This is a genomic window from Streptomyces sp. CB09001, from assembly GCF_003369795.1.
Taxonomy (GTDB): domain Bacteria; phylum Actinomycetota; class Actinomycetes; order Streptomycetales; family Streptomycetaceae; genus Streptomyces.
This window is the reverse complement of the sequence record NZ_CP026730.1, coordinates 3,562,974-3,577,410: the sequence shown is the minus strand read 5'-3', so window position 1 is coordinate 3,577,410 and position 14,437 is coordinate 3,562,974. Positions and strand designations below refer to the sequence as shown.

Sequence of the window (14,437 nt, the reverse complement as noted above, 5' to 3'; positions counted from 1 at the left end):
TGGGGAGGTCGGCGCACGACCATGCACGTCACGCATCTGTCGCTGGCCGACTTCCGTTCGTACGCCCGGGTCGAGGTGCCCCTGGACCCGGGCGTCACCGCATTCGTCGGCCCGAACGGGCAGGGCAAGACGAACCTCGTCGAGGCGGTCGGCTACCTCGCCACCCTCGGCAGCCACCGGGTCTCCTCCGACGCGCCCCTGGTGCGCATGGGCGCCGAGCGCGCCGTGATCCGGGCCCAGGTCCGGCAGGGCGAGCGGCAGCAGCTGATCGAGCTGGAGCTGAACCCGGGCCGGGCCAACCGCGCCCGCGTCAACAGGTCCTCGCAGGTCAAACCCCGTGATGTGCTCGGCATCGTGCGCACCGTGCTGTTCGCGCCGGAGGACCTCGCGCTGGTGAAGGGCGACCCGGGCGAGCGGCGCCGCTTCCTGGACGAGCTGATCACCGCCCGTTCCCCGCGGATGGCCGGGGTGCGCTCCGACTACGACCGGGTCCTCAAGCAGCGCAACACCCTGCTGAAGTCGGCCGCGCTCGCCCGCCGGCACGGTGGCCGCACGATGGACCTGTCCACGCTCGACGTCTGGGACCAGCACCTCGCGCGCGTGGGCGCCGAGCTGCTCGCCCAGCGCCTGGACCTGATCGCGGCCGTGCAGCCGCTGGCCGACAAGGCGTACGAGCAGCTGGCCCCGGGCGGGGGTCCGGTCGCCCTGGAGTACAAGCCGTCGGCGCCCGGTGAGGCGCACACGCGCGAGGACCTGTACGAGCAGCTGATGGCGGCACTCGCCGAGGCCCGCAAGCAGGAGATCGAGCGGGGCGTCACCCTGGTCGGTCCGCACCGGGACGACCTGCTGCTCAAGCTCGGCTCGCTGCCCGCCAAGGGCTACGCCTCCCACGGCGAGTCGTGGTCGTACGCGCTGGCGCTGCGGCTGGCCTCCTTCGACCTGCTGCGGGCCGAGGGCAACGAGCCGGTGCTGGTGCTGGACGACGCGTTCGCCGAGCTGGACGCGCGGCGCCGGGAGCGGCTGGCCGAGCTGGTGGCGGCCGGGGAGCAGGTGCTGGTGACGGCCGCGGTCGACGACGACGTACCGCATGTGCTGGCGGGGGCACGGTTCACGGTGGCGGAGGGGACGGTGGAGCGCGTATGAGCGCGGACGCACCGGAGTCGGGCCCCGGACAGTCCCCCGGCGAGGGCGCGAGCGGCGGCCCGGAGCCGTCCGGCGTCGACCTCGCGCGCGTGGCACTCAGGGCGGCGCGGGAGGCGGCACGCGCGCGTGGGGACGCGGCCCGGCAGAAGAAGCAGGCGCGGCGCGGGGGACTGCGCTCCGGGGCGCGGGCCGACGGCCGTGACCCCATGGCGCTGGGTTCCGCGATCAACCGGCTGATCACCGAGCGCGGCTGGGAGACACCGGCGGCGGTGGGCGGGGTGATGGGCCGCTGGCCGCAGATCGTCGGTGAGGACGTGGCCAATCACTGTGTGCCGGAGCGGTACGACGAGGACGAGCGGGTGCTGGTGGTGCGCTGCGACTCGACGGCGTGGGCGACGAACCTGCGGTTGCTCGCGCCGACGCTGGTGGCACGCCTCAACGAGGACCTGGGGCACGGGTCGGTACGGATGATCAAGGTCCTCGGTCCCGGTGGGCCGGGTGGTCCGGGTCGGAGGTACGGGCCGTTGCGGGCCCCTGGCAGCCAGGGCCCGGGTGACACCTACGGGTGATGTGCGGGCGATCTGGCACCCCGTCAGGGGTGCGTGATGTACCTCACAAAAGTGGGTGACGGTGGGCGGCGTGAGCCGTCGGCGCGCCCCGCGTCGTACCCCCGCGCGTGATCGCGCGGCACGATCTGACTCCCAAGTAGCAAAGGGTTGACGCCCCGAAGCGCTGAGTGCCGTTGTGAGCCTCTTGAGGCCCCCATCCGCATATCGGGAGTCGGACGAGGCTGGTTCAGGGCGGCACATGCGGACTCAGGTACCGGCAAACCCCCATCAGTGTCAGTGGTACCGGTAGAATGAGAGAGAATCCCGCCCCGAACGTGGGGACCGTCCGGGACTAGCTGAGCAACGCTGATCAAGGCTTACCAACGCAACATGCCGCAGCCGCTCCGGCAACCTGCCGACGAGCCCGGCTCGTGCTGTGCCAGAAAGGGCGCTTCGTGGCCGATTCCGGCAACCCCAACGAGAACAACCCGTCCACCGACACCGGCGTGAACGACGCGGTGAGCACCCCGCACGGCGATGCTTCCGCGTCGTACGACGCCAGTGCCATCACCGTCCTCGAGGGTCTGGACGCGGTCCGCAAGCGACCCGGTATGTACATCGGTTCGACCGGTGAGCGGGGCCTGCACCACCTGGTGCAGGAGGTCGTGGACAACTCCGTCGACGAGGCACTCGCCGGTCACGCGGACACGATCGACGTGACGATCCTCGCCGACGGCGGTGTCCGCGTCGTCGACAACGGCCGTGGCATCCCGGTGGGCATCGTCCCCTCCGAGGGGAAGCCCGCCGTCGAGGTCGTGCTGACCGTGCTGCACGCGGGCGGCAAGTTCGGCGGCGGCGGCTACGCGGTCTCCGGTGGTCTGCACGGCGTGGGTGTCTCCGTCGTCAACGCCCTCTCCACGAGGGTGGCGGTGGAGGTCAAGACCGACGGCTACCGCTGGACGCAGGAGTACAAGCTGGGCGTCCCCACGGCGGCGCTGGCCCGGCACGAGGCCACCGAGGAGACCGGCACGACGGTCACCTTCTGGGCCGACGGCGACATCTTCGAGACCACCGACTACTCCTTCGAGACGCTCTCCCGGCGCTTCCAGGAGATGGCCTTCCTCAACAAGGGTCTCAAGATCAACCTCACCGACGAGCGCGAGTCGGCGAAGGCCACCGCCGGCGCGGACGAGGCGGGCGAGGACGAGAAGCACGAGGTCAAGAGCGTCTCGTACCACTACGAGGGCGGCATCGTCGACTTCGTGACGTACCTCAACTCCCGCAAGGGAGAGCTGGTGCACCCGACCGTGATCGACCTGGAGGCCGAGGACAGGGACAAGAGCCTGTCCCTCGAGGTCGCGATGCAGTGGAACGGCGGCTACACGGAGGGCGTGTACTCCTTCGCCAACATCATCCACACGCACGAGGGCGGCACGCACGAGGAGGGTTTCCGCGCGGCGCTCACCTCGCTGATCAACAAGTACGCGCGCGACAAGAAGCTGCTGCGCGAGAAGGACGACAACCTCACGGGTGACGACATCCGCGAGGGTCTGACCGCGATCATCTCGGTGAAGCTGGCCGAGCCGCAGTTCGAGGGCCAGACCAAGACGAAGCTGGGCAACACCGAGGTGAAGACCTTCGTCCAGAAGGTCGTCTACGAGCACCTGACGGACTGGCTCGACCGCAACCCCAACGAGGCCGCGGACATCATCCGCAAGGGCATCCAGGCGGCCCACGCGCGCGTGGCGGCCCGCAAGGCCCGCGACCTGACGCGCCGCAAGGGTCTGCTGGAGTCGGCCTCGCTGCCGGGCAAGCTGTCCGACTGCCAGTCGAACGACCCGACCAAGTGCGAGATCTTCATCGTCGAGGGCGACTCCGCCGGCGGCTCCGCCAAGTCCGGCCGGAACCCGCAGTACCAGGCGATCCTCCCGATCCGCGGCAAGATCCTCAACGTGGAGAAGGCGCGCATCGACCGGATCCTGCAGAACCAGGAGATCCAGGCGATGATCTCCGCGTTCGGCACCGGTGTGCACGAGGACTTCGACATCGAGAAGCTCCGCTATCACAAGATCATTCTGATGGCGGACGCCGACGTCGACGGCCAGCACATCAACACCCTGCTGCTGACCTTCCTGTTCCGCTTCATGCGGCCGCTGGTCGAGTCCGGGCACGTGTACCTGTCCCGCCCGCCGCTCTACAAGATCAAGTGGGGCCGGGACGACTTCGAGTACGCGTACTCCGACCGCGAGCGCGACGCGCTGATCGAGATGGGCCGCAACGCGGGCAAGCGCATCCGTGAGGACTCCGTGCAGCGCTTCAAGGGCCTCGGCGAGATGAACGCCGAGGAACTGCGCATCACGACCATGGACCAGGAGCACCGCGTGCTCGGCCAGGTCACGCTCGACGACGCCGCGCAGGCCGACGACCTGTTCTCGGTGCTGATGGGCGAGGACGTCGAGGCCCGGCGCGCGTTCATCCAGCGCAACGCCAAGGACGTCCGCTTCCTCGACATCTGAGTCGGTCTCAGCTGACCGCACCAGGAAGGACCTTCACCAGCAATGACCGACGAGAACACTCCCGTGACGACGCCCGAGGGTGACGCCCTGGCCATGCGTGTCGAGCCCGTCGGGCTCGAGACGGAGATGCAGCGCTCGTACCTCGACTACGCGATGTCCGTCATCGTCTCGCGCGCGCTGCCCGACGTCCGTGACGGACTCAAGCCCGTGCACCGCCGCGTGCTGTACGCCATGTACGACGGCGGCTACCGCCCCGAGCGCGGCTTCTACAAGTGCGCCCGCGTCGTCGGCGACGTCATGGGCAACTACCACCCGCACGGCGACAGCTCCATCTACGACGCCCTGGTCCGCCTCGCCCAGCCCTGGTCGATGCGGATGCCGCTCGTCGACTCCAACGGCAACTTCGGCTCGCCGGGCAACGACCCGGCCGCGGCCATGCGGTACACCGAGTGCAAGATGGCGCCGCTGTCGATGGAGATGGTCCGCGACATCGACGAGGAGACCGTCGACTTCACGGACAACTACGACGGCCGCTCCAAGGAGCCGACCGTCCTGCCCGCCCGCTTCCCGAACCTGCTGATCAACGGCTCGGCGGGGATCGCGGTCGGCATGGCCACCAACATCCCGCCGCACAACCTGCGCGAGGTCGCGGCCGGCGCCCAGTGGTACCTGGAGAACTACGAGGCCTCGCACGAGGAGCTGCTGGACGCGCTCATCGAGCGCATCAAGGGCCCCGACTTCCCGACCGGCGCCCTCGTGGTGGGCCGCAAGGGCATCGAGGAGGCGTACCGCACCGGCCGCGGCTCGATCACGATGCGCGCGGTCGTCGAGGTCGAGGAGATCCAGAACCGCCAGTGCCTGGTGGTCACGGAGCTGCCGTACCAGACCAACCCCGACAACCTCGCACAGAAGATCGCCGACCTGGTGAAGGACGGCAAGATCGGCGGCATCGCGGACGTCCGCGACGAGACGAGCTCCCGCACCGGCCAGCGCCTGGTGATCGTGCTCAAGCGCGACGCGGTCGCCAAGGTCGTCCTGAACAACCTGTACAAGCACACCGACCTGCAGACCAACTTCGGCGCCAACATGCTGGCGCTGGTCGACGGCGTGCCGCGCACCCTGTCCCTGGACGCGTTCATCCGCCACTGGGTGAACCACCAGATCGAGGTCATCGTCCGCCGTACGCGCTTCAGGCTGCGCAAGGCGGAGGAGCGGGCGCACATCCTGCGCGGCCTGCTCAAGGCCCTGGACGCCATCGACGAGGTCATCGCGCTGATCCGGCGCAGCGACACCGTCGAGATCGCGCGCGGCGGCCTGATGGACCTCCTGGAGATCGACGAGATCCAGGCCAACGCCATCCTGGAGATGCAGCTGCGCCGCCTGGCGGCCCTGGAGCGGCAGAAGATCGTCCGCGAGCACGACGAGCTCCAGATGAAGATCAACGAGTACAACGAGATCCTCGCCTCGCCCGTCCGCCAGCGCGGGATCGTCAGCGAGGAGCTGACCGCGCTCGTCGAGAAGTACGGCGACGACCGCAAGACGAAGCTGATCCCGTACGAGGGCGACATGTCCATCGAGGACCTGATCGCCGAGGAGGACATCGTCGTCACGGTCACGCGTGGCGGTTACATCAAGCGCACCAAGACCGACGACTACCGGGCGCAGAAGCGCGGCGGGAAGGGCGTGCGCGGCGCGAAGCTCAAGGAAGACGACATCGTCAACCACTTCTTCGTGTCCACCACGCACCACTGGCTGCTGTTCTTCACCAACAAGGGCCGCGTCTACCGCGCCAAGGCGTACGAGCTGCCGGACGCCGGCCGGGACGCGCGCGGCCAGCACGTGGCGAACCTGCTGGCCTTCCAGCCGGACGAGACGATCGCGCAGATCCGCGCGATCCGCGACTACGAGGCGGTTCCCTACCTGGTCCTGGCCACGAAGGCCGGCCTGGTGAAGAAGACGCCGCTGAAGGACTACGACTCGCCGCGTTCGGGCGGTGTCATCGCGATCAACCTGCGGGAGCAGGCGGACGGAAGCGACGACGAGCTGATCGGAGCCGAACTCGTCTCGGCCGAGGACGATCTGCTGCTGATCAGCAAGAAGGCACAGTCGATCAGGTTCACCGCGTCGGACGACACGCTGCGCCCGATGGGGCGTGCCACCTCGGGCGTCAAGGGCATGAGTTTCCGCGAAGGGGACGAGCTGCTCTCGATGAATGTTGTTCGAGCCGGTACGTTCGTGTTCACTGCCACCGACGGCGGTTACGCGAAGCGGACCTCCGTCGACGAGTACCGCGTCCAGGGTCGCGGCGGCCTCGGCATCAAGGCCGCCAAGATCGTCGAGGACCGCGGGTCGCTCGTGGGCGCGCTGGTGGTCGAGGAGCACGACGAGATCCTCGCCATCACACTCTCGGGCGGTGTGATTCGTACGCGAGTCAGCGGGGTCAGGGAGACCGGCCGTGACACCATGGGCGTTCAACTGATCAATCTGGGCAAGCGCGATGCCGTCGTCGGCATCGCACGCAACGCCGAGGCGGGACGCGAGGCGGAGGAGGTCGACGGCGATGTGGCCGTCGACGAGACCGCCGAGGGTGCCGCGACCACCGGCACGGACGAGGGCGAGGCGCCCTCGGCCGAGTAGCACGAGGAGAGAGTCATCGTGAGCGGAGCCACGGGCGCCGGATCGGCCGGTACCCCCACGGGTACGGAAACGGGCGGCGGCGGCCGTGGCTCAGCCGCGCGTGCGACGGATTCGCACACGACTCAACTGCGCAAGATCGACGACGGAGCGACCGACTCGCACTCGGGGAGCTCGTCCTCAACGCATGGATCCCAGGGGGGAACTGTGACGGACACCCGAGGCCAGCGGACTCAGCAGGCGGCCTCGCCGCTGCCGGGAGAACGGCAGCCCCAGCAGCCCGGCGGGCCGTACCACCCGCCGCAGGCCTACCAGACCCAGGGCGGCAATCAGACCCACGGCGGCAACGCGTCCGCCGTGCGCCGCCCGCGCACCGGCGCTCGCACCACGCCCCGCGTCCGCAAGGCGCGGCTGCGCGTGTCGAAGGCCGACCCGTGGTCGGTGATGAAGGTCAGCTTCCTGCTCTCCATCGCGCTGGGCATCTGCACCATCGTCGCGTCCGCCGTGCTGTGGATGGTCATGGACGCCATGGGCGTCTTCTCGACGGTCGGCGGGACCATCGCCGAGGCCACCGGCTCCAACGAGTCCAACGGCTTCGACCTGCAGTCCTTCCTGTCGCTGCCCAACGTGCTGATGTTCACGACGATCATCGCGGTCATCGACGTCGTCCTCGCGACGGCCCTGGCCACGCTGGGTGCGTTCATCTACAACCTGTCCGCCGGCTTCGTCGGCGGTGTGGAGCTGACGCTCGCCGAGGACGAGTGATCCCCGGGCCGTCCTGGCCCTCGGGCCGCGCGACAACCGATTTTGGGACTGCCCGCCTCGTGCGCTAATCTTCAGGAGTCAGCGCGCGGGACGTACACCGCAGAGCGCGGCGGGGCTATAGCTCAGTTGGTTAGAGCGCATCCCTGATAAGGATGAGGCCACAGGTTCAAATCCTGTTAGCCCCACCAGCACGAAGACCCCCAGCCGGTACCGGCTGGGGGTCTTCGCGTTCGCCGTCGGGCGCCGCGGTGGGACAAGTCCAGGAAAAGACCCGACCGCTGGCGACGGGGGATGCGCCAGCGGTCGGGCTGTGGCCAAGGCTAACAAGGCCGGGTGTCCGGTGGGTGCCGACTGGTCGGTCGGGGACCGGAGATGTGACAGGGATCACGTGTGGGGCGGGGAGTGCCTCACTGGTGGCACGGTGGCTCGTAGTCCAGGCGGGGCAGGTACTCGTGCCACTTCTCCTCGGTCAGTACACCCCGGGTGGCCGAGCAGATGCGGTCGATGGCGTCGTCCACGTCCAGGCTCCACAGCCGGACCGTGTCCGTGCCGCTGGAGACCCCGAGCATGTGGCTCACGGGGCTGAAGGAGAGGAAGTTGCCCGTCTTGGAGTTGGGGCTCATCGCCCGGCCGATGGGGGCGGCCTCGGCGGGGTCGGTGACGCTCCAGAGCCGGACCGTGTTGTCGTTGGCGCCGCTGGCCAGGGTGTTGCCGTCCTGGCTGAACGTCAGCGACACCACCGAGTCGGTGTGTCCGGCGAGCGTGGTCCCGGCCCCGGCCCCGGACGCCTCGCCCGGCTCGGTGACGTCCCAGAGCCGGACCGTGCCGTCGTCGCTGCCGCTGGCCAGGGTGTGGCCGTCGGGGCTGTAGGCGAGGACGTTGACGGGCCCCAGGTGCCCGGTACGGGCCGCGCCGAGACGGGTGGCGTGCGCGGGGTCGGTGACGTCCCAGAGGCGTACGGCGTCGTCGGCACCGCCGCTGGCGAGGGTGTGGCCGTCCGGGCTGAACGCGAGCGTGTTCACGTATCCCGAGTGGCCGGTGAGCGGCTTGCCCAGGCGACGGGGCGGGCGGGCCGGGTCTTCGGCGTTCCACAACTGGATGGTGCGGTCGTCGTGGGCCGTGGCGAGGGTCCGGCCGTCCGGGCTGAACGCCAGCGTGTCGGGGCCCGCGTAGCGGGTGCTCAGCGCCACGGGCGGTCCGTGGGCGGTGGGCCCGGCCGGGTCCGTGACGTCCCACAGCTGCAGCGCGCGGCCTCCCACGAGCACCGCGAGCGTCCCGCCGTCCGGGGAGAACACCAGTGACCGTATGTCCCCGTCCCCCGGCTCGAAGGGTGCGCTCAGCGAGACGGGCCGGCCGGGCTCCGTCACGTCCCACAGCCGGACCCGGCCGTCGCGGGCCGCCGTGGCCAGTACGTGCCCGTCCGGGCGGAAGGCCCCGATGCGGCCGATCATGTCCGACGTCGGCAGCGACCACAGGCGGACCTTGCTGTCGCCGCTGCCGGTGGCGAGGGTGCTGCCGTCGGGGCTGAAGCCGAGGGCGTACATCTCACCGCTGCCTCCGGCGAGGGGCACGCCGACCTGCGAGGGGTAGGCCGGGTCGCTGACGTTCCACAGGCTCGCCGTACTGTCCGCGCTGCTCACCGCGAGCATGGCGCCGTCGGGGCTGAACGCCACCGCCCAGACGGGACCGCTGTGGCCGGTGAGCGGCGCGCCGACGGGTTTCGCCCGGGCGGGGTCGGAGACGTCCCAGAGCTGGACGGTGTCGTCGGCGCTGCCGCTGGCGAGGGTGCGGCCGTCGGGGCTGAAGGCCACGGAGTGCACCAGGGCGCTGTGACCGGCCAGCGGTGCGCCGGCCGGCTCGGGACGGCGGGGATCGCTCACGTCCCAGAGCCGGACCTTGTCGTCGTCGCCGCCGGCCGCGAGCGTGTCCCCGTCGGGACTGAAGGCCACCGAGCGCACCGCCCCCGTGGAACCGGTCAGGGTGTCGAGCGCCTCGGGGCGGCGCCGGTCGGCCACGTTCCACAGGCGGACGGCGTGGTCGTCGTGGGCGGAGGCCAGGGTGCGGCCGTCGGGGCTGAAGGCGAGCAGGTAGACGGTGCCGCCGTGACCGGCCAGCGGGGCGCCGAGCGGCCGCGGGCGGCCGGGGCCGGCGACGTCCCAGAGCCGGATCGTGCCGTCGTCCGAGGCGCTGGCCAGGGTGCGGCCGTCCGGGCTGAAGACCGCGGTGCTCACCCAGCTGGTGTGTCCGCTGAGGGGCTTGCCCAGCTGTTCCGGACGGTCCGGGTCCGAAACGTCCCAGAGCCGGACGGTCCGGTCGTAGCTGGCCGTCGCCAGGATCCGCCCGTCGGGGCTGAAGGAGGTGAGGTAGACGGCGCCGGTGTGCCCGAGGAGCGGGGTGGCCAGGGGCGCGTTCACGATCGAGATCAGCCGGTTCCTGACGTCCTCGTCGTCCGGCCGCAGGCGGTGTGCCGCCAGGTCGAGCTGGGCCGACAGGGACGGGTCGGTGTCCTGGACCCGGTCCGCTTCGGCGACCACCTGCTCGAACACGGCGTCGTTGCGCTGCTGCCAGGCCACCACCGCGGAACCGACGGCCAGGAGGGCCAGGACGACCAGCGCCGACACCGCGGCACGGCTGATCATGACGGTGCGCCTGCGCAGCCTGACCGCGGCGGCCAGGAACTCCACCGCGCCGCGGGTCAGGAAGGTGTCGTCGGCCGACTTCGCCCAGCCGTCGGCCTGCGCCAGCCGGGAGCCCCGGTAGAGCAGCGCGGCGTCGCGGTCCGACTCCTCCCAGGCCAGGCCGTCCTCCTCGAGCCGCTGGCGCAGCAGGTTTCCGGCGCGGTCCTCGTCGATCCAGTCGCGCAGCCGGGGCCAGGCGTGCAGCAGCGCCTCGTGGGTGATCTCCACGGTGTCCGCGTCGAGCGTCACCAGCCGGGCCCGCACCAGCGCCTCGAGGGACTCCTCGGTCTTGCCGGGGTCCCTCGACTCCTCGGCCAGCCGACGTCGCGTACTGCGCCTGCGGGTGGCCTGCGTGTCCTCGCTCAGCCGGACCAGCCTGAGCAGCAGCAGCCGCGCGGCCGTGCGCGCCGCCGGGTCCAGACCGGACCAGGCCCGCTCTGCGGTCGCGGCCACCGCGCCCTGGATGCCGCCGGCCGCGCGGTACCCGGCCAGGGTCAGCCGGCCCGCCTTGCGCCGCTGCCAGGTGGCGAGCAGGGCGTGGGACAGGAGCGGCAGTACGCCCGCGTCGTGCTCCCCCACGGCCCGAAAGGCGTGGGAGGCGCTCCCGCCGCGGGGGCCGTCGGTGCTCACCTCGCGGATGATCAGCTCGGCGAGCCCCGGTTCCAGCTCCATGCCGACGGCCCTGGCGGGAGCGGTCACCGCCTCGCGCAGCTCCGCGGTGGTCAGCGGGCCGAGCACCATGTGCCGGTGCTGCAGCGCGTCGGCCAGCTCGGGGTACCGCAGGCAGCGGTCGTAGAAGTCGGCGCGTACGCCCAGGGTCACCAGCACCGGCGGCGGGTCCCCGTCGGCGCCGGGCACGCAGGCCGCCTGGAGCAGCCGGATGAACACGCGCCGGTCCGCCTCGTCGGCGCAGAGCGTGAACAGCTCCTCGAACTGGTCCACGATGACGACCGGCCGGGCATCGGGGTCCTGGTGGTCTTCCCGGCCGTCGGAGGGTTCCTGGACCGGCGGGCGCGTCCGCCCGGCCCGGCCGGTCGGGCCCGCTTGCCCTGGCGGGCCCTCTGGGCGGGGCTCGCCGTCCGAGTGTGTCCGGCCGGGCCGTCGTGCCTGGTCGTCGCGTGTCCGGTCGAGCTGTCCGGAGTGGCCGTTCGGGCCGCCTTGGCTGCTGAGGCCGATCCGCCCGTCCCGGCCGTCTCCGCCGTCCGAGCCGGCCCTGCCGTTCCCGCCCGGCTGCCCCGCTGGGGCGATCGGGGCGGGCCGAATCTCCCGGCTGTCCAGTCCGCTCTGGTCTGTTCGGCTCTGTTGGCCTGTTCGGCCCTTCTGGTCTGCCTGGTCTGCCTGGTCTGTTTGATCTTTTTGATCTGCTTGGTCGACCTGGGCCGCGTTGCCTGTCCGGCCGTCCGGGCCGGCGCTGCCGTCCCGGCCCGTCTGCCCCGCTGGGGCGACCAGGTGGTGCAGGCCGTCCGGGTCGGTCCGGGCACCCTGGCCCGGCTCGTCGGCGAGGCTCGCCCGGACCGTCCGTCCTGGGCGGCCGTTCCGGTATGCCGAGACGCTCGGGCCGCCTCCGCTGCTCAGGCCCGTTCGGCTGGTCCTGTTTGTCCGGTTGGTCTGTCTGTCCCAGTCGGTTCGGCCTGCCTCGCTTGCCTGGTCCGTTCGGTCGGCCTGTCCTGTCCGACCGACCCAGGCCGCCTGGGTGGCCGGGTCGGCCGGGTCGGCCGGGTCGGCAGGACTGGCCCGGTGCCTGTCCGGCCCGTTTCGGCTGTCCTGCCTGTCCGGTCCGTCCGGCCCGTTCCGGCTGTCCGGCCCGTCTGGCCCGTCTGGCCTGTCTGGTCCGTCCAGCCCCTTCCGCCCCTTCCGGCTGTCCGGCCCGTCCCGGTCCGCCCGTCCGGACGGTGCTTCCGTGGATGCCGCCCAGGCGGCGAAGGCTGCCCTGGCGGCGTCCTCGGCCTGCGGATCACCCGGGTTCCAGGTCTCGGGGGAGCACGCGTCCTGGGCCGCCGCCGTCTCCCGGTCCGCCCTCTCCCTTATGGCGCCGACGACGGGCGTGAGCTGTGGGATCAGGCGGGTCAGTTCGCCGAGCGGGTCGGCGCCCGGCACGAGTTGGAGCACCCTTCTGGGCGGACCGCCCCCGGCGTCCTGCGTACCGGTGCGCAGGGCGGGCACCAGACCGGCGTTCAGAAGGGAGGACTTCCCTGCCCCGGAGGCGCCGACCAGCATGACCAGACCGCCGGTGTCCCGTGTGGCGTGGAGCTGGGCGAGGAGGGCCCGCGTGCTCCGTTCCCGCCCGAAGAACCAGTCGGCGTCCTGTCGGCGGTAGGCGGCCAGGCCCCGGTACGGGCAGACCCCGCCCGGGGCCGCCGGAGCCTCGGCGGGGATCCGCTTTTCCGCCGCGGCCGGCCCGGGGCGTTCCCCGCTCGGGTCGGCCACCGCCCGCTCCCACAGGCGCTGCCACTGAACCAGGTCGTACAGGCCGGCGGAGACCGGTACGGGCCGTGCGCGCCGGGCCTGGGGTATGAGGACGTGCAGGACGGCCGCGAGGGCGGGGAACTGCGCGGGCACGTTCTTGGCCCGCCGCCAGTCGCTGATCCGCTGGGCGGAGACCCGTACCGGCCGCCCTCGTTCGTCGACGCGCTGGAGCCGGACGACGGCCTCGGACACGCGTTTGAGGGGAGGGTTGCCGGCCTCCCTGTACAGCAGTGCGAGGCGTTCTGCGAAGGCCGTGCGTGCCCCTGAGTCGAAACTCAAGGTCTCCACTCCTTACTTCCCCCGCACCTGGACGTCCGGACCGGAAAACTCACTCTATACGGCTGACCTGCGGCTACAGCAGTGTCCGGGTTCCGGAACCTCCTCCGCGGCGACCTCGGGTGGCAGGATCGCGTCGCAGTGGCGAGGCGGCCCCGCGGCACCCGGACAGGTCAGCGGCTCAGCACTCGGAGAGCCACCCCATGAGGCCGCATGTTCTCGGTCAGCTTTCGGTGGCCCGTCCCTCCCGAACCCGTCCGGTACCGCACGCGAAAACGGCGCCGGCATGGTTTGGCACCGGTCCCCACGAGGGGAGGGACCGGAGCCAAACCATGCCGACGCGCACATGTGAACGGGCAGTGGCGGCTGCCGTGGGTCAGTCCCCGGCGGACGACCCGGTGGACGAGCCACGGGCGGGCGGGACCAGCAGGTCGCGCTCCGGGTGCTTCTCGCCGGTGACGCGGCCCCGGATGCCGAGGTCGGCCCTGGCCGCCTCGTGGAAGGCGTTGATGGCGCGGAACGCCGCCCGGTGCCGCTCCCGCCAATCCTTCAGGCTGCCGTCGACCCGGCCGCTCGCCTGCCAGTCGATCTCGGCGAGCACCACGTTCAGCTCGTGCCCGGACTCGATGGCGTCGTCCCCGCCGAGCAGCATGACGCGCTCGAAGGCCGCCCCCCAGCGGAGGCTCGCCTCCGCGAGGTCGTCGCGGAGTTCCTCCTCGCTGCGGTGGGTCTCGCGCAGCCCCTCCCGTGCCTCGTACAGCGGCACGGACGCGGCGATCCGCAGTTTGGCGGCGTCCACGTACTCCCCGTAGGCGTCGACCTTCTTGTCGTCCCACCGCGTCAGCAGCTGGTTGCGGTTGCGGCTCCGCTCCATCAGGTAATTCGTGACGTGTGTGGTCAGCGCGCCGACCAGCACGGCCGCGATCGTCACGAGTTGCTCGCCGGTCCCCAAACCGTCCCCCCTCGGTCACAACTCCGCCCTCAGCCTCCGCAGGGCCTCACGACCCGGCACGGACCGTCGCAGGCCACCGCGGGGCCGCGGCGGAATGTGGGATTGCCGGACGATCTTACGAGGACCGGGGCGGGCAGGCCAACCGGCGGGCCGGTCAACAGGCGTGCGTGCGGGGCGGGTTCAGTACGCCGATCCGTGGGCAGGCAGGTCGTGAAGGCTCCGAAACCGACCGCCGCTGGAGTGCGCATGAGGATCTCCGTCGACCCCGAGCAGTGTTACGGCTCCGGAGACTGCGTCCACCGGGCCCCGTCCGTCTTCACCCAGGTGGACGGCCTCGGTGCCGTCATACCCGGCAGGGAGAACGCCGTCGACGCCCCGCGGGTGCGCGAGGCGGCCGACGGGTGTCCGTCCGCCGCGATCACCATCGCCCGCACGGAAGCGGAAGAGGTCCGAGGCTGA

At 71.3% G+C, this 14,437-nt stretch carries 8 protein-coding genes and 1 tRNA gene; 7 read left to right on the top strand and 2 right to left on the bottom strand.

What is annotated here, in order from left to right; all coding sequences use genetic code 11:
• The first annotated feature begins 21 nt into the window (after positions 1–21).
• The 6 genes from recF to C4J65_RS16425 all read left to right on the top strand — a co-directional run bounded on the left by recF (position 22) and on the right by C4J65_RS16425 (position 7,794).
• Positions 22–1,143, top strand: a complete 1,122-nt coding sequence (gene recF, locus C4J65_RS16450) for a DNA replication/repair protein RecF (RefSeq protein WP_115743089.1) — start codon at positions 22–24, stop codon at positions 1,141–1,143.
• Positions 1,140–1,712: a DUF721 domain-containing protein gene (locus C4J65_RS16445; protein WP_115743088.1), complete on the top strand. Its 573-nt coding sequence runs from the start codon at positions 1,140–1,142 to the stop codon at positions 1,710–1,712. Before recF ends, C4J65_RS16445 begins: the two co-directional genes overlap by 4 nt.
• A 434-nt stretch (positions 1,713–2,146) precedes the next feature.
• The gene (gene gyrB / locus C4J65_RS16440; protein ID WP_205351023.1) at positions 2,147–4,207 is read left to right on the top strand and encodes a DNA topoisomerase (ATP-hydrolyzing) subunit B; all 2,061 of its coding nucleotides are present in this window, start codon (positions 2,147–2,149) and stop codon (positions 4,205–4,207) included.
• Positions 4,208–4,249: 42 nt separating this feature from the next.
• Positions 4,250–6,844, top strand: coding sequence for a DNA gyrase subunit A (gyrA, locus tag C4J65_RS16435; protein WP_115743086.1), 2,595 nt, complete (start codon positions 4,250–4,252; stop codon positions 6,842–6,844).
• An 18-nt stretch (positions 6,845–6,862) separates the two neighbouring features.
• Complete coding sequence (locus tag C4J65_RS16430) at positions 6,863–7,606, top strand: DUF3566 domain-containing protein (RefSeq protein WP_205351022.1); 744 nt, start codon at positions 6,863–6,865, stop codon at positions 7,604–7,606.
• A gap of 111 nt (positions 7,607–7,717) precedes the next feature.
• Positions 7,718–7,794, top strand: a tRNA-Ile gene (locus C4J65_RS16425).
• 219 nt (positions 7,795–8,013) lie between these two features.
• On the opposite strand, the gene C4J65_RS16420 is transcribed toward C4J65_RS16425, so the two are convergent.
• Complete coding sequence (locus C4J65_RS16420; RefSeq protein ID WP_115743084.1) at positions 8,014–13,038, bottom strand: hypothetical protein; 5,025 nt, start codon at positions 13,036–13,038, stop codon at positions 8,014–8,016.
• Between the two features lie 364 nt (positions 13,039–13,402).
• A complete protein-coding gene (locus C4J65_RS16415) occupies positions 13,403–13,957 on the bottom strand; it encodes a hypothetical protein (protein ID WP_162833206.1) in 555 nt (184 codons plus the stop codon).
• Between the two features lie 267 nt (positions 13,958–14,224).
• On the opposite strand from C4J65_RS16415, the gene C4J65_RS16410 reads away from it, so the two are divergent.
• Positions 14,225–14,437: a ferredoxin gene (locus tag C4J65_RS16410; RefSeq protein ID WP_115743082.1), complete on the top strand. Its 213-nt coding sequence runs from the start codon at positions 14,225–14,227 to the stop codon at positions 14,435–14,437.